This window comes from Streptomyces sp. MUSC 14 (genome assembly GCF_001866675.1).
GTDB lineage: Bacteria > Actinomycetota > Actinomycetes > Streptomycetales > Streptomycetaceae > Streptomyces.
In genome coordinates this window covers 98,855-125,085 of sequence record NZ_MLYN01000048.1, presented here as the reverse complement: position 1 = coordinate 125,085, position 26,231 = coordinate 98,855, and the positions used below count along the sequence as shown (strand labels likewise).

Annotated in this window: 19 protein-coding genes, 1 tRNA gene and 1 pseudogene; 13 read left to right on the top strand and 8 right to left on the bottom strand. The window is 71.1% G+C overall.

Annotation, left to right across the window (positions count from 1 at the left end; all coding sequences use genetic code 11):
- Positions 1–75 precede the first annotated feature (75 nt).
- Positions 76–1,566: a 30S ribosomal protein S1 gene (rpsA, locus tag BIV25_RS29550; RefSeq protein WP_071375501.1), complete on the bottom strand. Its 1,491-nt coding sequence runs from the start codon at positions 1,564–1,566 to the stop codon at positions 76–78.
- Positions 1,567–1,931: 365 nt separating this feature from the next.
- On the opposite strand from rpsA, the gene BIV25_RS29545 reads away from it, so the two are divergent.
- Both BIV25_RS29545 and hrpB read left to right on the top strand, forming a co-directional pair.
- Positions 1,932–2,765, top strand: a complete 834-nt coding sequence (locus BIV25_RS29545) for a class I SAM-dependent methyltransferase (RefSeq protein ID WP_071375500.1) — start codon at positions 1,932–1,934, stop codon at positions 2,763–2,765.
- Positions 2,766–2,859: 94 nt separating this feature from the next.
- Entirely contained in the window at positions 2,860–5,385 is a 2,526-nt protein-coding gene (gene hrpB, locus BIV25_RS29540) for an ATP-dependent helicase HrpB (RefSeq protein WP_071375499.1), read from the top strand.
- Here hrpB and BIV25_RS29535 read toward each other — a convergent pair.
- The 3 genes from BIV25_RS29535 to BIV25_RS29530 all read right to left on the bottom strand — a co-directional run bounded on the left by BIV25_RS29535 (position 5,375) and on the right by BIV25_RS29530 (position 8,489).
- Complete coding sequence (locus BIV25_RS29535; protein ID WP_071375498.1) at positions 5,375–6,367, bottom strand: DUF3068 domain-containing protein; 993 nt, start codon at positions 6,365–6,367, stop codon at positions 5,375–5,377. The two genes, hrpB and BIV25_RS29535, sit on opposite strands and share 11 nt — an antisense overlap.
- Before the next feature lie 46 nt (positions 6,368–6,413).
- A complete protein-coding gene (locus BIV25_RS49665) occupies positions 6,414–6,548 on the bottom strand; it encodes an SPW_0924 family protein (protein ID WP_107471226.1) in 135 nt (44 codons plus the stop codon).
- Between the two features lie 180 nt (positions 6,549–6,728).
- Positions 6,729–8,489, bottom strand: coding sequence for a lytic transglycosylase domain-containing protein (locus BIV25_RS29530; RefSeq protein WP_071375497.1), 1,761 nt, complete (start codon positions 8,487–8,489; stop codon positions 6,729–6,731).
- Positions 8,490–8,800: 311 nt separating this feature from the next.
- Here BIV25_RS29530 and BIV25_RS29525 point away from each other — a divergent pair.
- Positions 8,801–9,669 (top strand): annotated as a pseudogene (locus BIV25_RS29525) (DUF4184 family protein).
- Here the strand turns inward: BIV25_RS29525 and BIV25_RS29520 are convergent.
- Both BIV25_RS29520 and polA read right to left on the bottom strand, forming a co-directional pair.
- Positions 9,578–10,003: a hypothetical protein gene (locus BIV25_RS29520; RefSeq protein ID WP_177235459.1), complete on the bottom strand. Its 426-nt coding sequence runs from the start codon at positions 10,001–10,003 to the stop codon at positions 9,578–9,580. The pseudogene BIV25_RS29525 and the gene BIV25_RS29520 sit on opposite strands and share 92 nt — an antisense overlap.
- A gap of 649 nt (positions 10,004–10,652) precedes the next feature.
- Positions 10,653–13,379 (bottom strand): DNA polymerase I, encoded by a 2,727-nt coding sequence (gene polA, locus BIV25_RS29515; protein ID WP_071375495.1) that lies wholly within the window; start codon positions 13,377–13,379, stop codon positions 10,653–10,655.
- Positions 13,380–13,593: 214 nt separating this feature from the next.
- Here polA and BIV25_RS29510 point away from each other — a divergent pair, with 214 nt between their 5' ends.
- The 9 genes from BIV25_RS29510 (at position 13,594) to BIV25_RS29470 (ending at position 23,752) form a co-directional block, all read left to right on the top strand.
- Positions 13,594–15,906, top strand: a complete 2,313-nt coding sequence (locus tag BIV25_RS29510; RefSeq protein ID WP_071375494.1) for an FdhF/YdeP family oxidoreductase — start codon at positions 13,594–13,596, stop codon at positions 15,904–15,906.
- Positions 15,907–15,982: 76 nt separating this feature from the next.
- Entirely contained in the window at positions 15,983–16,474 is a 492-nt protein-coding gene (locus tag BIV25_RS29505) for a hotdog fold thioesterase (RefSeq protein ID WP_071375493.1), read from the top strand.
- A 53-nt stretch (positions 16,475–16,527) separates the two neighbouring features.
- Positions 16,528–16,983: a hypothetical protein gene (locus BIV25_RS29500; protein ID WP_256256195.1), complete on the top strand. Its 456-nt coding sequence runs from the start codon at positions 16,528–16,530 to the stop codon at positions 16,981–16,983.
- On the top strand, positions 16,980–17,642 hold the full coding sequence (locus BIV25_RS29495; RefSeq protein ID WP_071375492.1) for a Tat pathway signal sequence domain protein: 663 nt from the start codon (positions 16,980–16,982) through the stop codon (positions 17,640–17,642). The genes BIV25_RS29500 and BIV25_RS29495 overlap by 4 nt, the downstream gene beginning before the upstream one ends.
- 285 nt (positions 17,643–17,927) lie before the next feature.
- Entirely contained in the window at positions 17,928–19,166 is a 1,239-nt protein-coding gene (locus BIV25_RS29490) for a branched-chain amino acid ABC transporter substrate-binding protein (RefSeq protein WP_071375491.1), read from the top strand.
- A 113-nt stretch (positions 19,167–19,279) separates the two neighbouring features.
- Positions 19,280–20,212, top strand: a complete 933-nt coding sequence (locus BIV25_RS29485; protein WP_071375490.1) for a branched-chain amino acid ABC transporter permease — start codon at positions 19,280–19,282, stop codon at positions 20,210–20,212.
- A 5-nt stretch (positions 20,213–20,217) separates the two neighbouring features.
- Positions 20,218–22,068: a branched-chain amino acid ABC transporter permease gene (locus BIV25_RS29480; RefSeq protein WP_071375489.1), complete on the top strand. Its 1,851-nt coding sequence runs from the start codon at positions 20,218–20,220 to the stop codon at positions 22,066–22,068.
- Between the two features lie 5 nt (positions 22,069–22,073).
- Entirely contained in the window at positions 22,074–23,039 is a 966-nt protein-coding gene (locus tag BIV25_RS29475; RefSeq protein WP_071375488.1) for an ABC transporter ATP-binding protein, read from the top strand.
- Entirely contained in the window at positions 23,036–23,752 is a 717-nt protein-coding gene (locus BIV25_RS29470; protein WP_071375487.1) for an ABC transporter ATP-binding protein, read from the top strand. Before BIV25_RS29475 ends, BIV25_RS29470 begins: the two co-directional genes overlap by 4 nt.
- A gap of 67 nt (positions 23,753–23,819) precedes the next feature.
- On the opposite strand, the gene BIV25_RS29465 is transcribed toward BIV25_RS29470, so the two are convergent.
- On the bottom strand, positions 23,820–24,476 hold the full coding sequence (locus BIV25_RS29465) for an ANTAR domain-containing response regulator (RefSeq protein WP_071375486.1): 657 nt from the start codon (positions 24,474–24,476) through the stop codon (positions 23,820–23,822).
- Positions 24,477–24,576: 100 nt separating this feature from the next.
- On the opposite strand from BIV25_RS29465, the gene BIV25_RS29460 reads away from it, so the two are divergent.
- Positions 24,577–24,651, top strand: a tRNA-Leu gene (locus BIV25_RS29460).
- Positions 24,652–24,744: 93 nt separating this feature from the next.
- Here BIV25_RS29460 and pyk read toward each other — a convergent pair.
- Positions 24,745–26,181 (bottom strand): pyruvate kinase, encoded by a 1,437-nt coding sequence (pyk, locus tag BIV25_RS29455; RefSeq protein WP_071375485.1) that lies wholly within the window; start codon positions 26,179–26,181, stop codon positions 24,745–24,747.
- Positions 26,182–26,231 lie beyond the last annotated feature (50 nt).

Here is a 26,231-nt window from a genome sequence, read left to right as displayed (position 1 = left end):
CACGCCTGAGGAGCCGCACCTCGGAAGGTACGGCCCCTCAGGACCAGCTATCGGCTAAGCCTCAGCGGGGAGCATTCAGCTCTGGCCGCCCGCCAGCTTCTCGCGCAGCGCGGCCAGCGCCTCGTCCGAGGCCAGCGCACCGGAGGTGTCGGCGCCCTCGGAGGAGTACGAGCCACCGGTCGCGGCCGGAGCCGCAGCCTCGCCGCCCTCGGCCGCGGCAGCGGCGTCGGCCTCGCGGGACTTGATGACCTGCTGCTGGTGCTGCTCGAAGCGGGCCTGCGCCTCGGCGTACTGGCGCTCCCACTCCTCGCGCTGCTTCTCGTAGCCCTCGAGCCAGTCGTTGGTCTCGGGGTCGAAGCCCTCGGGGTAGATGTAGTTGCCCTGGTCGTCGTAGGACGCGGCCATGCCGTACAGGGTCGGGTCGAACTCGACCGAGGCCGGGTCGGCACCGAAGGACTCGTTGGCCTGCTTCAGCGAGAGGCTGATGCGACGACGCTCGAGGTCGATGTCGATGACCTTGACGAAGATCTCGTCGTTGACCTGGACGACCTGCTCCGGGATCTCCACGTGGCGCTCGGCCAGCTCGGAGATGTGGACCAGACCCTCGATGCCCTCGTCCACGCGGACGAACGCACCGAACGGAACCAGCTTGGTGACCTTACCCGGGACGACCTGACCGATCTGGTGGGTCCGGGCGAACTGCTGCCACGGGTCTTCCTGGGTCGCCTTCAGCGACAGGGAGACGCGCTCGCGGTCCATGTCGACGTCGAGGACCTCGACGGTGACTTCCTGGCCGACCTCGACAACCTCGGACGGGTGGTCGATGTGCTTCCAGGACAGCTCGGAGACGTGGACCAGACCGTCGACGCCACCCAGGTCCACGAAGGCACCGAAGTTGACGATCGAGGAGACCACGCCGGAGCGGACCTGACCCTTCTGGAGGGTCGTGAGGAACGTCTGGCGGACCTCGGACTGGGTCTGCTCCAGCCAGGCGCGGCGGGACAGGACCACGTTGTTGCGGTTCTTGTCCAGCTCGATGATCTTCGCCTCGAGCTCCTTGCCCACGTAGGGCTGGAGGTCGCGGACACGACGCATCTCGACCAGGGAGGCCGGGAGGAAGCCGCGGAGGCCGATGTCGAGGATGAGACCACCCTTGACGACCTCGATGACGGTACCGGTGACGATGCCGTCCTCTTCCTTGATCTTCTCGATGGTGCCCCAGGCACGCTCGTACTGGGCGCGCTTCTTCGAGAGGATCAGGCGGCCTTCCTTGTCCTCCTTCTGGAGGACGAGGGCCTCGATCTCGTCACCGACGGCGACGACCTCGTTGGGGTCGACGTCGTGCTTGATCGAGAGCTCGCGGCTCGGGATGACACCTTCGGTCTTGTAACCGATGTCGAGCAGGACCTCGTCCCGGTCGACCTTCACGATGACGCCGTCGACGATGTCGCCGTCGTTGAAGTACTTGATCGTCTCGTCGATCGCGGCGAGGAAGGCTTCCTCGTTACCGATGTCGTTGACCGCAACCTGCGGGGTGGTGGCGGTGGTCTCGGTGCTGCTCGTCATGTGGGAAAGGGCTCCGGTACGGACATTGAAGTCGTAGGTACTGCTACGCCGGGAGCCCGTATCGCTCTGATGAAGCCGGACAGCCAAGGAAGCGCCACACAAAACCGCTGGTGGCGCCTCGAAAACCGAGGGGACATACAACAGATGCGAGCGCAGCCTGCTACGTCTGAGGTGCGCAGGCCCGCAGCGCAACTTGTAGCATACGGGGGCAGCCGGACAGGGTCAATGCGCGAAGGCGCACACGGGGGGCGGATCGCCGCATACCCCGCAGAAGAATCGTCCCGGGTGGCCACACGCAGGCCTCGGGACCCTTCCGTGACAGACCCCGGCGGGTTGGACGGAAGAGTACGACGAGGGAGCCGATCATCCAAGAGCCGGAAAGCTATGACCCGGGCGACACCGTGGATTCCACCTCGGAGGCCACACGGCGTGATGCCGGTGTCACGGAGAGCGCGCGGGCCAATCGGGGCTGGTGGGACCGCAACGCGGACGAGTACCAGGTCGAACACGGCACGTTTCTGGGCGACGACCGCTTCGTGTGGGGTCCGGAGGGCCTGGACGAGGTGGAGGCCGAGCTGCTCGGTCCGCTGGAGGAGCTGAAGGGCAAGGACGTCCTGGAGATCGGCGCGGGCGCGGGCCAGTGCGCGCGCTGGCTGGCCGCCCAGGGGGCCCGACCGGTGGCGCTGGACCTCTCGCACCGCCAGCTCCAGCACGCCCTGCGGATCGGCGGATCGTTTCCCCTCATCTGTGCGGACGCCTCCGCGCTGCCGTTCGCGGACGACTCCTTCGATCTGGCGTGCTCCGCGTACGGGGCGCTGCCGTTCGTCGCGGACCCGCGGCTGGTGCTGCGCGAGGTGCGCCGGGTGCTGCGGCCGGGCGGGCGGTTCGTCTTCTCGGTGACGCACCCGATCCGCTGGGCGTTCCCGGACGAGCCGGGCCCCGAGGGCCTGTCGGTGTCCTCCTCGTACTTCGACCGCACGCCGTACGTGGAGCAGGACGAGCAGGGCCGGGCGGTCTACGTCGAGCACCACCGGACGCTCGGCGACCGCGTCCGGGACGTCGTGGCCTGCGGTTTCCGGCTGGTGGACCTCGTGGAACCGGAGTGGCCGGCCTGGAACACCGCGGAGTGGGGCGGCTGGTCCCCGTTGCGCGGCAGCCTGCTCCCGGGCACGGCGATCTTCGTGTGCGAGCGCGACTGACCCCTCACCCGCGTTCCCTGTGCGCCTCCCTTCGCCTGCGTCGGGAGGCGTACGCGCGCGTGGGCTGCGTTTCCCGTCGTACGACACTGGGGGCGTGATCCGTTACGACGCCCTGGACGCGCTGCCCGTGCGCTCCGCCCTGCCCGACCTGACCGGCGCCCTGGAGGCGGACGGCACCGCCGTCCTCGTGGCGCCGCCCGGCACCGGCAAGACGACACTGGTGCCGCTGGTGCTGGCGGGGCTGGTCGGGGGCGGTCCGGCGCGGCGGGTCGTGGTGGCCGAGCCGCGGCGGATCGCGGCGCGGGCGGCGGCGCGGCGGATGGCGTGGCTGCTGGGCGAGAAGCCCGGCGGGAGCGTGGGCTTCACGGTGCGCGGCGAACGGGCCGTGGGCCGGCACACGCGCGTGGAGGTCGTGACGACCGGTGTGCTGCTCCAGCGGCTGCAACGCGACCCGGAGCTGCCGGGCGTCGACGTCGTCGTGCTCGACGAGTGCCATGAACGGCATCTGGACGCGGACACGGCGGCCGCCTTCCTCTGGGACGTGCGGCAGACGCTGCGTCAGGAGCTGCGGCTCGTGGCCGCTTCGGCGACGACGGACGCGGCGGGCTGGGCCCGGCTGCTCGGCGGGGCGCCGGTGGTCGAGGCGGCGGGCGTCGCGCATCCGGTGGAGGTGGTGTGGGCGCCTCCGGCGCGGCCGGTACGGCCACCGCACGGGATGCGGGTCGATCCGGCGCTGCTGGCGCACGTGGCGTCGGTGGTACGGCGGGCGCTGGCCGAGCGGGCGGGCGACGTGCTGTGCTTCCTGCCCGGTGTGGGTGAGATCGCGCGCGTGGCCGGGCAGCTCGGGGACCTGGGGGACGTCGAGGTGCTCCAGGTGCACGGGCGGGCGCCGGCCGCGGCGCAGGACGCGGTGCTGGCGGGCGGGGAGCGGCGCCGGGTGGTGCTTGCCACGTCCGTCGCCGAGTCGTCGCTGACCGTGCCCGGGGTGCGGGTGGTGGTCGACGCGGGGCTGGCGCGTGAGCCGCGGGTGGACCACGCGCGCGGGCTGAGCGGACTGACGACCGTACGGGCGTCGCGGGCGGCCGGGCGGCAGCGGGCCGGGCGCGCGGGGCGTGAGGCGCCGGGGGCGGTGTACCGGTGCTGGACGGAGGCCGAGGACGGCCGTCTGCCGGCCTTTCCGGCTCCGGAGATCAAGCTGGCCGACCTGACCGCGTTCGCCCTTCAGGCGGCCTGCTGGGGCGACCCGGACGCCTCCGGGCTGGCGCTGCTCGATCCGCCGCCGGGCGGGGCGATGGCGGCCGGGCGCTCCGCGCTGACGGTCGTGGGGGCGGTGGACTCCGCCGGACACGCAACGGAGCTCGGTGTGCGGTTGGCCCGGCTGGGGGTGCACCCCAGGCTGGGGCGGGCGTTGTCGGACACCTCGGGCGAGGGGGCGGAGGTGGTCGCGCTGCTCTCCGAAGAGGTGCCTCGGGACTACGGAGACGATCTTGCCGGTGCGTTGCGACGTGCGCGGCGCGGGGGTGACGCCTACGCGGGGCGGTGGGCCGCGGAGGTGCGACGGCTGCGGGCCGTCTCGGCCGATCCCGCCCGCCCGGCGGCCCGTGGCTCCCGGTCGGAAAGTGCCGTTCCCGTGGGGCCGGGCACCCGGGTCGACAGGCTCGCCGGGCTCGTCACCGCGCTCGCCTTTCCCGAGCGGGTGGCCAAACTCGACGGCGGGTCGTATCTCATGGCCTCCGGGACCCGGGCCGAGCCGGCCGACGGGTCGGCGCTGCGAGGGACGCCGTGGATCGTCGTGGCCGTCGCCGACCGGCCCGGCGGCACCGGGCACGCGCGCGTACGGCTCGCGGCTGCCGTGCAGGAGGACGTGGCGCGGGCTGCTGCCGGGTCCCTGCTGAGCGAGCGGGACGAGGTGCGCTGGGCCGACGGGGAGGTCGTGGCCCGGCGGGTCGAGCGGCTGGGGGCGATCGAGCTGGCCGTGCGGCCGCTGCGGGACGCCGACCCGGCCCTCGTGCGCGCCGCCCTCCTCGACGGTCTCCGGCAGGACGGGCTCGGGCTGTTGCGCTGGTCGCCGGAGGCGGAGACGCTGCGCCGACGGCTGGCCTTCGTGCGGACGCACCTCGGGGAGCCGTGGCCGGACGTGTCCGACGACGCGCTCCACGCGCGCGTGGACGAGTGGCTGGAGCCGGAGCTGAGCCGGGCCCGCCGGCGAGCCGATCTCGCCCGGATCGACGCCGGACAGGCGCTCACGCGACTGCTGCCCTGGGCGAGCGGGGAGGCGGGCCGGCTCGACGAGCTGGCGCCGGAGCGGATCGCCGTACCCAGCGGGTCCAGGATCCGGATCGACTACGGCGATCCCGAACGGCCGGTGCTCGCCGTCAAGTTGCAGGAGATGTTCGGGCTGGACGAGACACCGGCCGTGGCGGGGGTGCCGCTGCTGGTGCATCTGCTCTCCCCCGCCGGGCGGCCCGCCGCCGTCACTGCCGACCTGGCGTCCTTCTGGAAGGACGGCTACAAGGGCGTCCGCGCGGAGTTGCGCGGGCGGTATCCGAAGCACCCGTGGCCCGAGGACCCGGCCGCTGCCGCGCCCACCCGCCACACCAGCGCGCGGCTCAGGCGCTGACCGGCTCCGGCTCCGCCGACCGCGTCGGTGCGGGGTCCTCGGGGCGGCGGGTGCGGGCCTCCAGGAGGAGGGAAAGCGCCAGGAGCAGGATCCCCAGGACGAGCGAGCCCCAGGGGACATAGGAGGTGAGCGCCAGGACGAGGGTGCGGTTGTGCTTGACCAGGGCGACCGTGTGCTCGATGTAGTCCTCGCGCATCTTCACGTCACCGGCGAACGCCGTGACGCTCGCCCGGCCGCCGAGCAGGGTGCCGCCGCGCAGCTCCTCCTTGTGGTCCTCCTCGCCGTAGACGGGCGCGCCGGTGACGGGTTCGACCCAGAACTTGCGGACGGTGCTGTACCAGCGGGTCGTGCCCGTCTTCGCCACCGACTCCGGCGTGATGCCCTGCACGGGCATCGTCTTCGGCATGGGGACCCTGGTCCAGGGGATGGTCTGCTCGAAGTAGTAGACCTTCAGGCCGCGGAAGGTCTGGGTGCCCTTGTAGTGGATGGGGCTGGTGGTGCGGGTCTGGGCGTCGAAGTACTCGTAGTCGCGCTTCTGGGTCAGGAAGGGCCACTTGAACTCGATGCCCTGGCGGGTGACAGGGTCGCCGTCGACCATCTCTCCGGTGGCGTGGACGGGATCCTGGGTGTGGGCGTCGAAGATGTAGCGCTCGGGGACCTTGGAGACCATCTTGCCGTCGGGGCCCTGGACGTAGGACAGGCTGTCCCAGACGACGACCGGCCGGCCCGCCGTCTTCTCGATCTCCTTCGCGGCCGCCACGTTGCCCTTGAGGGTCTGCACGATGGTGACCTTGGGGACCTTCTTGGCCTGCATGGTGCCGTAGTCGAGGAGGGTGGCGTCCTTGGCCTCCAGGACCATGTCCTGGTACTGGTTCGCGGGGATCCTGGCCAGGCGCGGGAAGGCGTACCAGCGCATCAGCGGGGACAGCGCCGCGCAGAAGACGGCGCAGGCGAGCAGGACCAGGCTTGCCTTGCGGCGCATGCGAGGCCTCCCTCCCGGACGGGGTGCGGCTACGGGTGCGGTGCGGCTACGGGTGCGAAGGCACCGTCGTCAGCAGCGGTCGGGGCGACGTCCGTCCCGTCGGCGAGCCCATCGCGCTGATCGTGAGGACCAGGGCGAACGCGAGGGCGAGACCGGTCGCGGCGGCGATCAGAGCGCGCATACGGGCCTCCCGGCGGACGGAACGGTTCCTGCGGGTCGTCACCCCGACAACTTCTGACAGGGCGTCAGGTTCGGCACCGTAGCAACGGGACGGTGAGATGAGAACAGTGATGCACGCACGAACGGGGGGCGCCCTCCCCGCGGGAACGGAGAGGGCGCCCTGTGCGTTCTTCGGGTGGGATCAGGAGGAGGCGGACGGACTCGGGGAGGTGCTCGGGGACGGGGTCGGGCTCGCCGAGGTGTCGGCGGCGGCGACCTTCAGCTCGACCGTGAGGACCGCGCCGCCCGTGGTGGTGATCCGGAGAAGGAAGGTGCCGGTGGTGTCGTCGGCGTACAGCTTCGGCAGGGTGAGCAGGCCCTTGGCGTCGGTCTGGAGACCGGTGAGGGTGCGGACCGTCTTGCCCTTCGCGTCCTTGAAGTAGGGGCCCTGGTCGTTCTCGCTCGGGTCGAGGAGCGACTTGGTCAGGGTGGCGGTGGCCGCAACCTTGTCCGCGACGGCGCCCCTGTACGTCGCCTTCACCTGGACCTGGTCGGCGAACTCGCCGCCCGGGGTGCAGGTCAGCGGGGTGTCGCTGGTGCGGGCCAGGGTGTCGGCGGCGCGCGGGGTGACGGTGGCCGTGTAGTCGACGCCCTTGGGCGAGCGGCCCACGACGGTCGCGGTGACCTTGAAGTCACCGGTCTTCTCGCCCGCCTGGAGCGCGGGGGCGAGGGCGACGCCCCTGGCGTCCGTGACGACCGTGGCCACGCTCTCGCCGCCGGTGAACGTGGTGTCGGTGCCGCCGCTGATGGTGAACCGGATCCGCACCTTGGCGACGGCGCCGCCCAGCTTGGTCGCGGCGCGGGTGGAGATCCGCTCGGTGAAGGTGTCGCCGGCCATCGCGGTGAGCTGGGGGGTGCCCGCGTTCTCCAGGTGGTCCACCGTGTCGGTGGGGGTCGGCGTGGGCGTGGGCGTCGGCGGCTTGGACGGGGTCCCGGGGCTGCCGCTTCCACCGGGCTTGGCCGGTGTGCTGGGCTTCGGGTGCGGCTTCGAGCCGGGCTTGGCCTTCGGCGGGCCGGAGGGCGTCGGCGACGGTGACTGGGTGTGCGCGGTGCCGTCGTCGCTGCGGTGGCTGGGCAGGCCGCCGGTGCCGTCGGGGACGGAGTGGCCGCCGGTGCGGTAGTACTCCAGCCAGCTCAGGACCGTGTTCAGGTAGTCCTGCGAGTTGTTGTAGCTGAGGATCGCGCTGCTCAGGTCGGCCTGGCGCGAGAGGTCCCAGCCGTTGCGGCACAGGTAGTGACCGGCGGCGAGAGCGGCGTCGTAGACGTTGTTGGGGTCCTTCTTGCCGTCGCCGTTGCCGTCGCGGCCGGCCCAGGCCCAGGTCGACGGGATGAACTGCATCGGGCCGACGGCCCGGTCGTACAGGGCGCTGCCGTCGTACGCACCGTGGTCGGTGTCCTTGATGAGCGCGAAGCCGTTGCCGTCGAGGACCGGGCCGAGGATCGGGGTCAGCGTGGTGCCGTCGGCGCTGACCCGGCCGCCGTCGGCCTGGCCCGACTCGACCTCGCCGATGGCGGCGAGCAGTTGCCAGGGCAGGTTGCACTCGGGCTTGGAGGAGCGCAGTTCGGCCTCGGCCTTCTTGTAGGCGTCGAGGACCGTCGCGGGTATGCCGGCCTCCCCGTCACCCTGGGGGACCGGGGTGCCCGCGCTCGGCGTGGAGCTGGGGCTCGGGCTGGGGTTGGGGCTGTTCAGCGGCGGAAGGTCCGTGTAATAGGGCGAGTTGCCGGTGGCGCTGTTGCCGTCCGCGCCGGGTACCGGTGCGGAGGCGCCGGCCGCCGCCTGTCTGCCGTGGTCCCCGCCGGTCGCTCCCGGAGCCTGGGACGCGGACAGAGCCGCAACCGCTGCCGCGGCCACGGCGGTGGTCGCCGCCCCCTTGCGCAGCCGCCTGCCGAAATGCGCCGCCATAAAGTGACCCCTCCTGTGGACGCCCCTGCGTCCGTCTCCGTCCGTCTCGTTCTGGTCTGACGGTTGACCCGGCGTTCTGGTTGCGTCTGTTGCGCCGTGTCTGCTGTGTGGTGTGTGCGACCCGCGCGCCGGACCGGCGCCGCTCGCGACCCTACGGCAACTTGTCCGAGGCGGGCACCTGTTCACGTCCGGTTTTCACCGGTTGGCCGACTCTCGTTCCCGCCCGTGGGCGCGCAGGGAGGTCCCGCATGCTGATCGGGCCTGATCACCGCCTCCGGTGGCACGGCCAAGGACCGTTCGAGGGGGCCCAGTTGCCGTTCACACTGAGCCACGCGGCGGCCGTCCTGCCCACGGTCCGCCGGGACGGGACCGGGCGCGCGGCCCGCTGGTGCCGGCGGCGCTCGCGGCAGGCTCCTTCGCGCCCGACATGACCTTCTACGCGGCGAATGTGCTGCCCGGCGGTAGGGAGTTCGATGCGGTCACGCACGCGTTCGCCGAAGTCGTCACGGTCGATGTGCTCATCGCCTGGGCGCTGGTGGGGCTGTGGCTGCTGGTCCGCGAGCCGTTGCTCGCGCTGCTGCCCCGGGCCGCGCAGGGGCGGCCGGCCGCGCTGCTGCGCTGCGGTGTGCCACGCGCGCGTGTGCGGGTCACCGCTGTGGGGTGGTGGTACGTCTCCGCGGCGCTGGGCGCGCTGACCCATGTGGTGTGGGACGCGTTCACCCGTGACGGCCGCTGGGGGACCCGGTTGGTTCCGGCCGTCGAACGGGACCGGCTGCTGGGCGTGCCGCTGTTCGCGTGGCTCCAGTACGGCTCGTCCGTGGCGGGTGCGGCCGCTCTCGCCGCGTTCGCCGTACCGGCACTGCGGGGGCTGCGGGGGCTGCCGGGCGGGAAGCCGGCGTGGGTGCCGGTGCTGTCCGTGCGGGACCGCTGGTGGGCCGGGGTGTTCCTCGGCGGCTGCGCGGCGGCCGGGGCGGTGCAGCGGGTGGCGCCGGTGTGGTCGGGGGACCTGGTGCCGACCCTGTGCTTCGGGGTGGGTGCGGGGCTGCTCCCGGGACTGCTCCCGGGGCTGCTGCTGTACGCCGCCGGGGTCAGGGTGTGGCGTCCGGTCCCGGCGCCGGACGGTCCCGGGGATCGCGGCGCGACGACCGCTGCGGGCCGGAGCCGGCCCGCCGGTCGGTGAGGGAGGCGACGAAGACCGTGAGGGTGGGCCGGGGCCGCGTTCTCGGGACGAGGGTGAGGGCGAGGGCGAGGTAGCCGCGGGCCAGGTCGGCCCACTGCCGCCAGTCCGGTACCCGGTCCGCGCGGGCGGCCGTACCGGCACATCTGCGCCGCAGGTGGGCGGTGGCCCTACGGACGGTCCTCGCGAGGTCGACGGGGACACGGACGGTGCTGGCGCCGGCCGCGAGGGCCGGGACCGGCGAGACAGGCAGCCGGGCCTGCGTCGAGGAGATGCCTTGCCAGGCCGCCCGAATGTGTGCCTCGGGCGTCCGGCGGTGCAGCATGCGTATACCCATGCCCGCAGTGTTGCGGCTGCGGGGGGTGCGGGGCGTTTTGGCGGGGGCCACGTGAGTGACGGACCCCTGCGGGGTCCGCCGACGTTCCCGTGCCGGGCCCGGCTCGCGATGCCGGTGAGGCAGATGAGGATGCCGGTGAGACAGACGAACGCGGGTGCCCGGCGGATTCGGCACCGCCGGAACGCACCGCCCCGGCGCAGCACCGTCACAGCGAAGGGAATCTCCGACGGAGGAGAAACCCCCAGCAGCCACGTGAGTGACAAGCCCCTGCGGGCGTTCGCCGACGTTCCCGTGCCGGACCCGACTCGCGATGCCGGAGAGACGAGTGAGCGCGGGAATACCAGCAGATCCGGCACTGCCGGAGCGCACCGCCCCGGCCCAGCACCGTCGCGGCGAAAAGCTCTCCGACAGGCCCCCGTCAAGCACGTGAGTGACAGGCCTCTGCGGAGGTTCGCCGACGTTCCCGTGCCGGACCCGGTTCGTGGTGCCGGGGAGACGGGTGGGCGCGGGGTACCCGCGGATTCGGCACCGCCGGAGCGCACCGCCCCGGCGCAGCACCGTCGCGGAGAGAGGAATCTCCGGCAGAGGAGAAGCCCCCGTCGGCGGAGTGAGGGGGCGTTCGGTGCCTCCTCACCCCGAGCGGCACGCGTCAGTGCGCTGCGGACTCCCAGTCCGGGCCCGCGCCCACCGAGACGTCCAGGGGGGCCCTGAGGTGGACGGCGTTCGCCATTTCGCGGCGGACGGTCTCCTCTGCGGCCCGGTGCTCGCCGGGGGCGATCTCCAGGACGATTTCGTCGTGGACCTGGAGGAGCATCCGGGACTTCAGGTCCGCCGCACGCAGCGCGCTGTCCACCTTGAGCATGGCGATCTTGACGATGTCCGCCGCCGTCCCCTGGATCGGTGCGTTGAGGGCCATGCGCTCGGCCGCCTCGCGGCGCTGGCGGTTGTCGCTGTTGAGGTCGGGGAGGTACCGGCGGCGGCCGAAGAGGGTCGCCGTGTAACCGGTCGCACGGGCCTCGTCGACCGCACGGCGGAGGTAGTCCCGGACCCCGCCGAAGCGCTCGAAGTACGTGTCCATCAGGGCGCGTGCCTCGCCCGCGTCGATGTTCAGCTGCTGGGAGAGGCCGAACGCGGACAGGCCGTAGGCGAGGCCGTACGACATCGCCTTGATCTTGCGGCGCATCTCCGCGTCGACCGCGTCCCGCTCGACCGCGAACACCTGGGAGGCGACCGTGGTGTGCAGGTCCTCGCCGGAGGTGAACGCCTCGATCAGGCCCTCGTCCTCGGAGAGGTGGGCCATCACGCGCAGCTCGATCTGGCTGTAGTCGGCGGTCATCAGGGACTCGAAGCCGTCGCCGACGACGAAGCCGCGGCGGATCGCCCGGCCCTCGTCGGTGCGCACCGGGATGTTCTGGAGGTTCGGGTCCGTGGAGGACAGCCGGCCGGTCGCGGCCACCGTCTGGTTGAAGGTCGTGTGGATACGGCCGTCGGCCGCGATGGTCTTGATCAGGCCCTCGACCGTGACACGCAGCTTGGCCTGCTCGCGGTGGCGGAGCATGATGACCGGCAGTTCGTTGTCGGTCTGGGTGGCGAGCCAGGCCAGGGCGTCGGCGTCCGTGGTGTAGCCGGTCTTGGTCTTCTTGGTCTTCGGCAGGGCCAGCTCGTCGAAGAGGATCTCCTGGAGCTGCTTGGGCGAGCCCAGGTTGAACTCACGGCCCGCGGCGGCGTGAGCCTCCTTCACGGCCTGCTGCACGGCGCCTGCGAAGGTCTGCTCCATGGCCTCCAGGTGCGCGCGGTCGGCCGCGATGCCGTGCCGCTCCATGCGGGCGAGCAGGGCGGAGGTGGGCAGCTCCATGTCGCGCAGCAGGTCCGCCGCGCCGACCTCCGCCAAGCGGGCCCCGAAGGCCTCGCCCAGGTCGAGGACCGCGCGGGCCTGGATCATCAGCGCCTCGGCCTCGGCACCGTCGTCCGCGCCGAAGGCGAGCTGGCCGTCGGCCGCGGCGGCCGGGGCCAGCTCGCGGTGCAGGTACTCCAGGGACAGCGCGTCCAGGTCGAAGGAGCGACGGCCCGGCTTGACCAGGTACGCGGCGAGCGCGGTGTCCATGGCGACGCCCTCGACGCGCCAGCCGTGCTCGGCGAAGACACGCATGGCGCCCTTGGCGTTGTGGAACACCTTGGCGCGGGCGGCGTCGGCCAGCCAGGCCGCGAACGCGTTCTCGTCGGCCTCGTCCAGCTCGGCCGGGTCGAACCAGACGGCCGCTCCCCCGGCCGCGGCGAGGGCCACCTCGGCGACCGAGCCGGTGCCCAGCGCCCAGCTGTCGACCGTGGCGACGCCCAGGGTCCCGGCGTCGTGCTCCGTGAGCCAGGGGGCCAGCTCGCCGGTGCCCAGGACCGCGCCGTCGATCTCCACGCCCTCGGCGGCGACGGGGGTGGTCTCGGCCTCCTCCGCACCGGGGTCGACGGCGTAGAGCCGCTCGCGCAGTGAGGGGTTGCGGATCTCCAGGGTGTCCAGGACCATCGCGACCGTTTTGCGGTCGTACGGCGCACGCTCCAGCTCGGCGACCGTCCTCGGCAGCTCGACCGCGCGCTCCAGCTCGGTCAGGACGCGGTTGAGCTTGACCGACTCCAGGTGGTCGCGGAGGTTCTGCCCGGCCTTGCCCTTGACCTCCTCGACGCGCTCGACCAGCTCGGCGAAGGAGCCGAACTGGTTGATCCACTTCGCGGCGGTCTTCTCGCCCACGCCGGGGATGCCGGGGAGGTTGTCGGACGGGTCACCGCGCAGGGCCGCGAAGTCGGGGTACTGGGCGGGCGTCAAGCCGTACTTCTCGAAAACCTTCTCCGGGGTGAACCGGGTCAGCTCCGAGACGCCCTTCGTCGGGTAGAGCACCGTGATGTTCTCGGTGACCAGCTGAAAGGAGTCGCGGTCGCCGGTGACGATGAGCACCTCGAAGCCGGCGGTCTCGGCCTGCGTGGCGAGGGTGGCGATGATGTCGTCCGCCTCGAAGCCCTCGACGGCGAAGCGGGGCGCGTGCATCGCGTCGAGCAGCTCGCCGATCAGCTCGACCTGGCCCTTGAACTCGTCCGGGGTCTTGGACCGGTTCGCCTTGTACTCGGTGAAGCGCTCGGAGCGCCAGGTCTTGCGCGAGACGTCGAAGGCGACCGCGAAGTGCGTGGGCGCCTCGTCACGCAGGGTGTTGGCCAGCATCGACGCGAAGCCGTAGATCGCGTTCGTCGGCTGGCCGGTCGCGGTCGTGAAGTTCTCCGCGGGCAGCGCGAAGAACGCGCGATAGGCCAGCGAGTGCCCGTCCATGAGCATCAGCCGGGGACGCGTGCCGCCGGGGGTCTTGTCGGTCTTCTTCGATGCTGTCTCTGCCACGTCCCCGATCCTGCCACGCCGCACTGACACTCCGTCCCGGGGCGGCCGAGGGTCGCGGCTCGGTCACCCGCTGTGCGGGCGGTGTCGCGGGAACGGGGAGGCGTAGGGCCGGGAGCAGGCGGGCGAGGAGGAGGAGACCGGGGCGGCACCGTTGTCGGTGGCCCGTGGGAGGATCGGCGACGCATACGCACACGCAGTCGGAGGGGAGCGGGCGATGGCGACGAAGCCGCCCAAGGGTGATCCGGTCCAGGACGCGCCGCAGGTCGAGGAGCCGAAGCAGGCGGCCGCGGGACTGCCGGCCATCGGCCACACCCTGCGGATCGCCCAGCGGCAGATGGGCGTGCGGCGCACGGCGCTGACGCTCCTGCGGGTGAACCAGAAGGACGGGTTCGACTGCCCGGGCTGCGCCTGGCCGGAGCCGGACCACCGGCACGCGGCGGAGTTCTGCGAGAACGGCGCGAAGGCGGTCGCCGAGGAGGCCACCCTGCGCCGGGTCACGCCGGAGTTCTTCGCCGCGCACCCGGTGTCGGACCTGGCCGGCCGCAGCGGTTACTGGCTGGGCCAGCAGGGGCGGCTCACGCACCCCATGTACCTCCCCGAGGGCGGCACCCACTACGAGCCGGTCACCTGGGAGCGCGCCTTCGACATCGTCGCCGAGGACATCGCGGCCCTGGCCTCCCCCGACGAGGCCGTCTTCTACACCTCGGGCCGCACCAGCAACGAGGCCGCGTTCCTGTACCAGCTCTTCGCGCGCGAGCTGGGCACCAACAACCTGCCGGACTGCTCCAACATGTGCCACGAATCGTCGGGTTCGGCGCTCTCGGAGACCATCGGCATCGGCAAGGGCAGCGTCCTGCTGGAGGACCTCCACCAGGCCGACCTGATCATCGTCGCGGGCCAGAACCCGGGCACGAACCACCCCCGGATGCTCTCCGCGCTGGAGAAGGCCAAGGCGAACGGCGCGAAGATCATCAGCGTCAACCCGCTGCCCGAGGCCGGTCTGTCGCGGTTCAAGAACCCGCAGACCCCGCAGGGCCTGCTGAAGGGCGCCTCCCTGACCGACCTGTTCCTGCAGATCCGCATCGGCGGCGACCAGGCGCTCTTCCGGCTCCTGAACAAGCTGATCCTTCAGACGCAGGGCGCGGTCGACGAGGAGTTCGTCCGCGAACACACCCACGGCTTCACGGAGTTCGCCGAGGCCGCGCGGGCCGCCGACTGGGACGAGACACTGGCGGCGACGGGCCTCACGCGCGCGGAGATCGAGCGGGCCCTGTCCATGGCCCTCGCCTCGAAGCGCACCATCGTCTGCTGGGCCATGGGCCTCACCCAGCACAAGCACGCGGTGCCGACCATCCGCGAGGTGGTCAACTTCCTGCTGCTGCGCGGCAACATCGGCCGGCCGGGCGCGGGCGTGTGCCCGGTGCGCGGCCACTCCAACGTGCAGGGCGACCGCACGATGGGCATCTTCGAGCGGCCGGCCCCGGCGTTCCTGGACGCGCTGGAGAAGGAGTTCGGGTTCGCCCCGCCGCGCGCGCACGGCTTCGACGTCGTACGGGCCATCCGCGCGCTGCGCGACGGGGAGGCGAAGGTGTTCTTCGCCATGGGCGGCAACTTCGTCTCCGCCTCCCCGGACACCGAGGTGACCGAGGCCGCGATGCGGCGTGCGCGGCTGACGGTGCACGTGTCGACCAAGCTCAACCGCTCGCACGTGGTCACCGGTGCGCGGGCGCTGATCCTGCCCACGCTGGGCCGTACCGAGCGGGATCTCCAGGCCGCCGGCGAGCAGTTCGTGACCGTCGAGGACTCGATGGGCATGGTGCACGCCTCGCGCGGGCGGCTCGCGCCCGCGAGCCCGCGGCTGCGCTCCGAGCCCGCGATCATCTGCGGCCTCGCCCGCCGGGTGCTCGGCGGGAGCAGCGTGGTGCCGTGGGAGGAGTTCGAGAAGGACTACGCGGCGATCCGTGACCGCATCGCGCGCGTGGTCCCCGGTTTCCAGGACTTCAACACGCGCGTGGCCCGGCCCGGCGGTTTCACTCTGCCGCACGCCCCGCGCGACGAGCGCCGCTTCCCGACCACCACGGGCAAGGCGAACTTCACGGCGGCGCCGGTGGAGTACCCCGAACTGCCCGAGGGCCGGCTGCTGTTGCAGACCCTGCGCTCGCACGACCAGTACAACACCACGATCTACGGCCTCGACGACCGCTACCGGGGCATCAGGGGCGGCCGCCGGGTGGTGCTGGTGCACCCCGAGGACGCCGGGGCGCTCGGCTTCGCCGAGGGGGCGTACGTCGACCTGGTCAGCGAGTGGAAGGACGGCGTGGAGCGGCGGGCGCCCGGCTTCCGCGTCGTGCACTACCCGACGACGCGGGGCTGTGCTGCGGCCTACTACCCCGAGACGAACGTCCTGGTCCCGCTCGACGCCACGGCCGACACCAGCAACACTCCGGCCAGCAAGTCCGTCGTCGTACGTCTCGAAGATCACACCGCTGCGACGGCGGGTCGTCTGGAACAATCGGCGACCGACTGAGCGTTTGCTCAGCAGGCAGACAGCTGAGATCAGACAGCTGTGAGCGGACAGCTGGACGAGGAACGGAGCCGGGACCATGGGTGAGCAGCAGCGAGTGAAGTTCCCGCAGGAGGTCGTCGACGAGTACGCGGCGCTCGGTGTCGACCTGCCCGCCCTGTTCTCGGCCGGACACCTGGGCACGCGGATGGGTGTGCAGATCCTGGAGGCCTCGGCGGACAAGGTCGTCGGGACCATGCCGGTGGAGGGCAACACCCAGCCGTACGGGCTGCTGCACGGCGGCGCCTCCGCGGTGCTGGCGGAGACCCTGGGCTCGGTCGGCTCCATGCTGCACGGCGGCAGCTCGAAGATCGCGGTCGGCGTGGACCTGAACTGCACGCATCACCGCGGGGTGCGCTCGGGCCTGGTGACCGGTGTGGCCACGCCGGTGCACCGGGGCCGGTCGACGGCGACGTACGAGATCGTGATCAGCGACGAGGAGGGCCGCCGGGTGTGCAGCGCCCGGCTGACCTGCCTGCTGCGGGACGCGCGGCCGGGCGACGCGGCACAGGTGCCGCCCATCGCGGGCTGAGCGCCTCCCGCCGGGCCGTTGCCCCGCGCCGTCCCGCCCCGTAACTTCGGGACATGGGACGGCGAGGGGACCCCGGGCCGGGGGTGAGGTGCCCGCTGCTCGGGCCGGTGCTGCCCGCGCTGCTGCTGACGCTGCTCGCCACGGCCTGCGACGCGACCGCCGGCACCAGCGGCACCGGGTCCCACGACGCCCCCGCGCAGCGCACCTCCTCGCACCCCACGGGCGTCACATCCCCCTCCCCCGGCCCCACTTCGCCCGCCGGCCTGTGCACCCGCCTGGTCTCCCACTGGTCGCGCGCGGTGCTCGACGGCACCACCTACGGCGACTACCAGTCGATGGGGCTGTCCAACGGGCAGTACGCGATCCTGCGCGAAGTCGTGGCCGCCGCACGGGTGGTGAAACGGCGTCAAGGGGCTGCTGCCGCAGACACGTTGATCGACCGTCAGGCACGACGGGCCTGCGCCGACCGCTACCAGTACGGCACCCCGAGCGAAAGCCCCTGGCAGTGAACGCCATCGGCCCCCTGGAGCCCGGCGAGGGCACGCGCGCGTGGGACGCCGGAGATCCGGCCGGCCCGGCTCCCGGCCCCACGAGCCGGATCCGCAGGGCCGTGGCCGCCCGGTACGACCACCACCGGCGCGCCGCCCTCGCCCTCGCCGCGGCCGCCGTACTCCTGGGTGGTGGCGGCTACCTCTACGCCACCCGGCCCCGGCAGGAAGCCTCTCCCCCGCCGCCCCCTACACCGTTTCCCGCTCAGATGGTGGACGTGTTCTACGCGGGCGGCCGGCCCACTCCGGCCGGGGCACCGTCCCGCAGTTTCAGCTTCGCAGTGCTACTGAGAGTGGAGTCCGGGCCGCCGGTCACGGTGGCCCGTGTGACCCAGCCGTACGCGGGCCTGTCGCTGGTGACGACTCCGCGAACCCCCTTTGATACCAAGGAAGGCGCCGACCGCAAGATCACCATAACGATGCACGTGACGGAATGCGGAAAAGTACCCAAGGACGCCGGACTCCCTTTCCTGGACGTAACCCTGCGTAATGTGCGCGCAATGCAGATTCAGAGCTTCATCCTCGGTTCGCAGTATGCGCACCACCTGTCCCAGGCCTTGAAAGCCGCCTGCGACAACAAGATCACGTCATCACCAAAACCGCTGAGACACCTGAATTGATCATGGCAATTCCTGCGGGTTCTCATCATCCGGACGGGGCGAATCGGATGGAATTCCGACCTTCCACCCAGGGAGTACCGCTCTGCATTACGTCGTGTCATAACAAGAGCGTCACAGCCTCGGGCAGACTCTCCTCCACGTTCCCTGCACAGGCCTAGAGTCACCGCCAGTCACCGCGCCCGTCGGATTACCGCTTCGACTCGCCTTCCGGGCTTGTCATGTCGTTCAGGCGCGCGGCTCGGCCGTCTCCATGGGGAGGCGGTCGTCCTGGGGAAAGGACTGATCGTGCGTCAACGTTCGCTCATCGCCATCACCGCCGCGCTGGCAGCGGGAGCACTCACCCTCACCGCCTGCGGCTCGCGCGACAGCGGCGGCGACAAGGGTTCCAACTCCGGAAACGGCGGCACCACCGTCACCATCGGCGTCGACGCCCCGCTGACCGGCGACCTGTCCGCGCTCGGCCTGGGCATCAAGAACTCCGTGGACCTCGCGGTCAATACGGCCAACAAGCAGAACCTCGTCAAGGGCGTCACCTTCAAGATCTCCGCCAAGGACGACCAGGCACAGCCGTCCTCCGGCCAGCAGAACGCCACCGCGTTCGTCGGCGACACCTCCGTCCTCGGCGTCGTCGGCCCGCTCAACTCCTCGGTCGCGCAGTCGATGCAGAAGGTCTTCGACGACAACAAGCTGGTGGAGGTCTCGCCGGCCAACACCAGCCCGGACCTGACCCAGGGCACCGACTGGCAGAAGACCAAGGTGCGCCCGTACAAGTCGTACTTCCGCACGGCGACCACGGACGCCGTCCAGGGCCCGTTCGCCGCCCAGTACATCTTCAACAAGGCCAAGAAGACCAAGGTCTTCGTCATCGACGACAAGAAGACCTACGGCGCCGGTCTCGCCAAGACCTTCACCGAGGAGTTCACGAAGCTCGGCGGCAAGGTGGTCGGCACCGAGCACATCAACCCCGACACCAAGGACTTCTCCGCGGTCGCCACCAAGGTCAAGAGCTCCGGCGCCGAGGTGGTCTACTACGGCGGCGAGTACCCGCAGGCCGGTCCGCTCAGCAAGCAGATCAAGTCCGCGGGCGCGAACATCCCGCTGATCGGCGGCGACGGCATCTACGACCCGACCTTCATCAAGCTGGCCGGCTCCGCCGCCACCGGCGACTTCGCCACCTCGGTCGGCGCGCCGGTCGAGACGCTGGCCTCCGCCAAGGAGTTCGTCGCCAACTACAAGGCGGCGGGCTACAAGGAGGAGTACGCGGCCTACGGCGGTTACTCCTACGACTCGGCCTGGTCGATCATCGAGGCCGTGAAGAAGGTCGTCGACGACAACGGCGGCAAGCTGCCGTCCGACGCCCGCGCGAAGGTGACCGCCGCGGTGCAGAACGTGTCCTTCGACGGCGTGACCGGCAAGGTCTCCTTCGACCAGTACGGTGACGCGACCAACAAGCAGCTCACCGTCTACTCCGTGACGGGCGGCGCCTGGAAGGCCGTGGAGTCCGGCACCTACAACGGCGGCTGACCCCACCCCACCCGCACCGACCGAGCCGCGCGGGGCGCTGTTCCACTGGCGCCCCGCGCGGTCTCGCATCCGGCCCCATCCGTCGAACGTCCGAACCTCTCGGAGGACATGCGGTGAACGAACTGCCGCAGCAGCTGGTCAACGGCCTGCTACTTGGATCCATGTACGGGCTGGTCGCCATCGGCTACACCATGGTCTACGGCATCGTCCAGCTCATCAACTTCGCCCACGGCGAGATCTTCATGACCGGCGCGTTCGGCGCGCTCACGGTCTACGTCTACATTCTTCCCGACGGCACCTCGATGTGGGTGGCCCTGCCGCTGATGCTGATCGGCGCCGTCCTGGTCTCCGTCGCCGTCGCCGTCGGGGCGGAACGCTTCGCCTACCGCCCGCTGCGCACCGCGCCGCGCCTCGCGCCCCTCATCACCGCCATCGGTCTGTCCCTGGCACTCCAGCAGGCGGTGTGGGCCTGGTACCCGCAGGCGAAGTCCGCCCGCACGTTCCCCACCATCCCGGGCGGCCCGTTCAACATCGGCAGCGTCACGATCCAGACCGGTGACATCTTCCTGGTGGTCGCGGCCCCGCTCAGCATGGCGTTCCTCGCCTACTTCGTGATGCGCACGCGTACCGGCCGCGGCATGCAGGCCACCGCCCAGGATCCGGACACCGCGCGGCTGATGGGCGTCAACACCGACCGCATCATCGTGATCGCGTTCGCCCTCGGCGCCGCCTTCGCCGCCGTCGGAGGCGTGGCCTACGGCCTCAAGTACGGCCAGATCGACTTCAAGATGGGCTTCCTCCTCGGCCTGAAGGCCTTCACCGCGGCCGTCCTCGGCGGCATCGGCAACATCTACGGCGCCATGCTCGGCGGCCTCGTCCTCGGTGTGGCCGAGGCCCTGTCCACCGCCTACATCTCGGACATCCCCGGTATGGACAAGTTCGGCAGCCAGTCCTGGGCAGACGTCTGGGCGTTCGTACTCCTCATCCTCGTGCTGCTGTTCAGGCCACAGGGCCTGCTCGGCGAGCGCGTCGCGGACAGGGCGTGACAGCGATGACCACACAGACCTCACCGTCCGAGTCCCCCAAGTCCCCCGGAACCCCGGAGACTTCGGGCACCCCCGCGGTCGCCCACGCCGGTCTCGTCGGCCTTCCGGCATCGCTCGGCCGGGCCCTGGCCACCGGCGGCGGCGTCCTCACGATCGCGTCCACCTTCCTGTCCTGGACCTGGACCACCGACTTCCCCGGCGACCTCACCGTCTACGGCTACCCGGGCGGCCTCCAGGTCCTCGTCCTGATCGGCGGCGTCCTCACCACCCTGTTCGGCCTCGCCTCCTACGGGGTACGGGGCGTGCGCGCGCTGGCGCCCGGCAGCGCCGACGCCGCGGTGAAGATGGCCGCGCTCGGCACCTTCGGCGCCGCCTGGTACACCGTCATCGCCATCAGCGTGGAACTCGGCGGCCTGGTGAACCTGGACCCGGGCGGCGTCGTCGTCGCGATCGCCACGCTGGCCGCCCTGACCGGCGCGCTGGCCCTGCCGTTCACGCGGCCGGAGCCGGACCCGGTCGACCCGGACGACACCGGCTGGGAGCTGCTCAGGCACAACAACCGCCAGCGCTGGAACACGTTCCGCGCGGCCTTCGCCGCCGACACCCCGGCCCCGGCCCGCCCCCTGCCCTCCTGGGCCGAGATCCTCGTCATCGTCGCCGTCATGGCCGTGGGACTGACCGTCTTCAGCTACGGCGTCGGCACGGCGTACGACGAGTTGTTCGTCGGCTTCCTGATCACCGCCGGCTTCGGTTTCGCCGCGGTCTCCAAGGCCGGGCTCGTGGCCCGTGTCTCGGCGATCACCGCGAAGCACCGGAACATCACCATGATCGGCGCCTTCGTCGCCGCCGCGGCCTTCCCGTTCACCCAGACCAGCGACCAGTACGCGACGATCGGCGTCTACATCCTGATCTTCGCGACCGTCGCGCTGGGCCTGAACATCGTCGTCGGCCTCGCCGGCCTCCTCGACCTCGGTTACGTCGCCTTCCTCGGTGTCGGCGCCTACACCGCGGCCCTGGTCTCCGGTTCGCCGTCCTCGCCGCTGCACGTGCACTGGCCGTTCTGGGCCTCGGCGCTGCTCGGCGCGGTCGTGGCCATGATCTTCGGCGTCATCATCGGCGCCCCGACCCTGCGGCTGCGCGGCGACTACCTCGCCATCGTGACGCTCGGCTTCGGTGAGATCTTCCGGATCACCGTCCTCAACATGGACGGCACCTCGGGCCCGGACGTCACCAACGGCTCCAACGGCATCTCCTCGATCCCGAACCTGAACATCCTCGGCTTCGACTTCGGCGCGCAGCACCAGATCCTCGGCACCACCATCGGCCGGTTCGCCAACTACCTGCTGCTGATGCTGGTCATCACGCTCGTGGTGGTCGTGGTGTTCCGGCGCAGCAGCGACTCCCGTATCGGCCGCGCCTGGGTCGCCATCCGCGAGGACGAGACCGCCGCGCTCGCCATGGGCATCAACGGCTTCCGGGTCAAGCTCATCGCCTTCGCGCTCGGCGCCTGCCTGGCCGGGCTCTCCGGTTCCGTCCAGGGTCACGTCACGTACACGGTGACCCCGGAGCAGTACCAGTTCGCCTACGCCGTGCCGCCCAACTCGGCCTTCCTGCTGGCCGCGGTGGTCCTCGGCGGCATGGGCACCATCTCCGGTCCGCTGGTCGGCGCGTCCCTGCTGTACCTGATCCCGGCCAAGCTCCAGTTCCTGGGCGACTACCAGCTCTTCGCGTTCGGCGTCACCCTCATCCTGCTGATGCGCTTCCGCCCGGAGGGGCTCATCCCGAACCGGCGCCGCCAGCTGGAGTTCCACGAAGAGTCCGAGACGCCCGCCGTCCTCAGCAAGGCAGGGGCCTGACCACGATGACCACCGACACCACCACGCAGGACGCCGCCCCCGGCGCACCCGCCCCCGGCCAGGTCGTCCTCGACGCCCGCGGCGTGACCATGCGCTTCGGCGGTCTGACCGCCGTACGCAATGTGGACCTGACCGTCAACAGCGGCGAGATCGTCGGCCTGATCGGTCCCAACGGCGCCGGCAAGACGACCTTCTTCAACTGTCTGACCGGCCTGTACGTGCCCACCGAGGGCGAGGTCCGCTACCGCGACCAGGTGCTGCCGCCGAAGTCCTTCAAGGTCACCGCGGCCGGCATCGCCCGCACCTTCCAGAACATCCGGCTGTTCGCCAACATGACCGTGCTGGAGAACGTCCTCGTCGGCCGGCACACCCGCACCAGGGAGGGCCTGTGGTCCGCGCTGCTGCGCGGACCGGGCTTCCACCGCGCCGAGGCCGCCTCGCGCGAACGGGCCATGGAACTGCTCCGGTTCGTGGGCCTGGACCGCAAGGCCGAGCACCTCGCCCGCAACCTCCCGTACGGCGAGCAGCGCAAGCTGGAGATCGCCCGCGCCCTGGCCAGCGAGCCCGGTCTGCTGCTGCTCGACGAGCCGACGGCCGGCATGAACCCGCAGGAGACCCGGGCCACCGAGGAACTGGTCTTCGCCATCCGGGACCAGGGCATCGCCGTCCTCGTCATCGAGCACGACATGCGCTTCATCTTCAACCTCTGCGACCGGGTGGCCGTCCTGGTGCAGGGCGAGAAGCTGGTCGAGGGCGACAGCGCGACCGTCCAGGGCGACGAGCGCGTGGTCGCGGCCTACCTCGGCGAGCCCTTCGAGGACGCGCCCGGCGAGGCGGAGGTGGCCGAGGTCGAGGCCGCGGAGGCGGCGGCCGGGACCGAGTCGGCCGAGGCGACCGAGTCCGCCGAAGCGGCCGCGGCGGACGCCGAGAACCCGACCGACGCCGCGCCCGGCAAGGAGAACGACCGATGACCGCACTGCTCGAAGTCGAGGACCTGAGGGTCGCCTACGGCAAGATCGAGGCCGTCAAGGGCATCTCGTTCACGGTCGAGGCCGGTCAGGTGGTCACCCTCATCGGCACCAACGGCGCCGGCAAGACCACCACGCTGCGCACGCTCTCCGGGCTGCTGAAGCCGGTCGGCGGCCAGATCCGGTTCAACGGCAAGTCGTTGAAGAAGGTCCCGGCCCATCAGATCGTCGCGCTGGGCCTCGCCCACTCCCCCGAGGGGCGGCACATCTTCCCGCGCATGACGATCGAGGACAATCTGCGCCTCGGCGCGTTCCTGCGCAGCGACAAGCCGGGCATCGAGAAGGACATCCAGCGCGCCTACGACCTCTTCCCCATCCTCGGGGAGCGCAGGAAGCAGGCCGCGGGCACCCTCTCCGGCGGTGAGCAGCAGATGCTGGCGATGGGCAGGGCGCTGATGTCGCAGCCGAAGCTGCTGATGCTGGACGAGCCGTCGATGGGGCTCTCGCCGATCATGATGCAGAAGATCATGGCGACGATCGCCGAGCTGAAGTCCCAGGGCACGACGATCCTGTTGGTCGAACAGAACGCGCAGGCCGCGCTCTCGCTGGCCGACCAGGGCCATGTGATGGAGGTCGGCACGATCGTGCTGTCCGGAACCGGGCAGGACCTGCTGCACGACGAGTCGGTGCGCAAGGCGTACCTGGGCGAGGACTGACCAGGGCGACGGCGAGGCCCGTGCCCCTCTTCTCCGGGGCACGGGCCTCGCCGTACGAGCGGTGGGCTCAGCCCTTCTTGCCCGCCTTCTTCTCCTCGCTGTCCGCGATCACCGCCTCCGCGACCTGCTGCATCGACATGCGGCGGTCCATGGAGGTCTTCTGGATCCAGCGGAAGGCGGCCGGCTCGGTCAGGCCGTACTCGGTCTGGAGGACGGACTTCGCGCGGTCGACGAGCTTGCGGGTCTCCAGGCGCTGGGTGAGGTCGGCGACCTCCTGCTCCAGCTGCTTCAGCTCGGTGAAGCGGGAGACGGCCATCTCGATCGCCGGCACGACGTCGCTCTTGCTGAACGGCTTGACCAGGTACGCCATGGCACCGGCGTCCCGGGCGCGCTCCACGAGGTCGCGCTGGGAGAAGGCGGTGAGCATGAGGACCGGCGCGATGGACTCCTCGGCGATCTTCTCTGCCGCGGAGATGCCGTCCAGCTTGGGCATCTTCACGTCCAGGATGACCAGGTCCGGCCTGTGCTCGCGGGCCAGCTCGACGGCCTGCTCGCCGTCTCCGGCCTCGCCGACGACCGTGTACCCCTCTTCTTCGAGCATCTCTTTCAGGTCGAGCCGGATCAGGGCCTCGTCCTCGGCGATGACGACTCGGGTCGTCAGCGGAGGCACGTGCGACTTGTCGTCGTCGGGCGCGTCTACGGGCTGGGGCGACTCGGCGGTCACGGGGGCTCCTCGTTCAGGGCAGGGGTACTGCTGACAAGAGCCTACCTAGCTACGGTATGGTGGACGCGCGGAGGGTCGGGGGAAACCTTGGATTCTGCGAGCCCCGGTAGCCCAATTGGCAGCAGGCAACGGATTCAAAACCCGTACAGTGTCGGTTCGAGTCCGACCCGGGGCACTTTTCCTTGGATCCCAAGGTCAGTACAGAGACAGATGAAGGCCCCTCGACCGAGGGGCCCTTTTCGTGTCACCTGCTTCGTCTCACCCGTGACTACTTCGGGCTGTCGTCCTCACCGATGTGATGAACCCGGACCATGTTGGTCGAGCCGGAGACCCCGGGCGGGGAGCCGGCCGTGATCACCACGACGTCGCCCGTGCGGCAGCGGCCGTACTTCAGGAGCAGCTCGTCCACCTGGTCGACCATGGCGTCGGTGGAGTCGACGTGCGGGCCGAGGAACGTCTCCGCGCCCCAGGTGAAGCTGAGCTGGGAGCGGGTGGCCGGCTCCGGCGTGAACGCGAGCAGCGGAATGGGCGAGCGGTAGCGGGACAGCCGGCGGGCGGTGTCTCCCGACTGCGTGAACGCGACCAGGAACTTCGCGCCGAGGAAGTCGCCCATCTCGGCGGCGGCCCGGGCGACCGCGCCGCCCTGGGTGCGCGGCTTGTTGCTCTCGGTCAGCGGGGGCAGGCCCGCCGCGAGCATGTCCTCCTCGGCCGCCTCCACGATCTTCGCCATGGTGCGCACGGTCTCGACCGGGTACCTGCCGACGCTGGTCTCGCCGGAGAGCATCACCGCGTCCGTGCCGTCGAGGACGGCGTTGGCCACGTCGGAGGCCTCGGCACGGGTCGGGCGGGAGTTCTCGATCATCGAGTCGAGCATCTGGGTGGCGACGATGACCGGCTTGGCGTTGCGCCGGGCGAGCTTGACCGCGCGCTTCTGCACGATCGGCACCTGTTCCAGCGGCATCTCCACGCCCAGGTCGCCGCGCGCGACCATGATCCCGTCGAAGGCGGCGACGATCTCGTCGAGGTTCTCGACCGCCTGCGGCTTCTCCACCTTGGCGATCACCGGGAGGCGGCGGCCCTCCTCGGCCATGATGCGGTGCACGTCCGCGGCGTCCCTGCCGCTGCGCACGAAGGACAGGGCGATGACGTCGACGCCGGTGCGCAGCGCCCAGCGCAGGTCGTCCTCGTCCTTCGTGGAGAGGGCGGGGACGGAGACGGCGACGCCGGGGAGGTTCAGCCCCTTGTGGTCGGAGACCATGCCGCCCTCGACGACCCGGGTACGCACGCACGGGCCGTCGACGGCGGTGACCTCCAGGCAGACCCTGCCGTCGTCGACGAGGACGCGCTCACCGGGAGTGACGTCGGCGGCGAGGCCGGCGTAGGTGGTGCCGCACCGGTGGCGGTCGCCCGCGACGCCCTCCTCGACGGTGATGGTGAACTCGTCGCCGCGTTCAAGGAGTACGGGTCCCTCGCCGAAGTGACCGAGCCGGATCTTCGGACCTTGAAGGTCGGCGAGAATTCCGACGCTGCGGCCGGTCTCGTCGGCCGCCTTTCGCACGCGCTGATAGCGCTCCTCGTGATCGGCGTGCGTGCCGTGACTGAGGTTGAGGCGGGCGACGTCCATTCCGGCCTCGACCAGTGCCTTGATCTGGTCGTACGAGTCGGTGGCGGGCCCCAGAGTACAGACGATCTTTGCTCGGCGCATACCTCGAGCCTAGGCCTTACCCGCCGGTAGGGAATCGGCCCCACATGACC

Coding starts and splice junctions, on each gene's coding strand:
- rpsA (WP_071375501.1), bottom strand. CDS start 1,566: ATGACGAGCAGCACCGAGACCACCGCCACCACCCCGCAGGTTGCGGTC.
- BIV25_RS29535 (WP_071375498.1), bottom strand. CDS start 6,367: ATGCGCCGCAAGGCAAGCCTGGTCCTGCTCGCCTGCGCCGTCTTCTGC.
- BIV25_RS49665 (WP_107471226.1), bottom strand. CDS start 6,548: ATGCGCGCTCTGATCGCCGCCGCGACCGGTCTCGCCCTCGCGTTCGCC.
- BIV25_RS29530 (WP_071375497.1), bottom strand. CDS start 8,489: ATGGCGGCGCATTTCGGCAGGCGGCTGCGCAAGGGGGCGGCGACCACC.
- BIV25_RS29520 (WP_177235459.1), bottom strand. CDS start 10,003: ATGGGTATACGCATGCTGCACCGCCGGACGCCCGAGGCACACATTCGG.
- BIV25_RS29510 (WP_071375494.1), top strand. CDS start 13,594: ATGGCGACGAAGCCGCCCAAGGGTGATCCGGTCCAGGACGCGCCGCAG.
- BIV25_RS29505 (WP_071375493.1), top strand. CDS start 15,983: ATGGGTGAGCAGCAGCGAGTGAAGTTCCCGCAGGAGGTCGTCGACGAG.
- BIV25_RS29500 (WP_256256195.1), top strand. CDS start 16,528: ATGGGACGGCGAGGGGACCCCGGGCCGGGGGTGAGGTGCCCGCTGCTC.
- BIV25_RS29480 (WP_071375489.1), top strand. CDS start 20,218: ATGACCACACAGACCTCACCGTCCGAGTCCCCCAAGTCCCCCGGAACC.
- BIV25_RS29475 (WP_071375488.1), top strand. CDS start 22,074: ATGACCACCGACACCACCACGCAGGACGCCGCCCCCGGCGCACCCGCC.
- BIV25_RS29470 (WP_071375487.1), top strand. CDS start 23,036: ATGACCGCACTGCTCGAAGTCGAGGACCTGAGGGTCGCCTACGGCAAG.
- pyk (WP_071375485.1), bottom strand. CDS start 26,181: ATGCGCCGAGCAAAGATCGTCTGTACTCTGGGGCCCGCCACCGACTCG.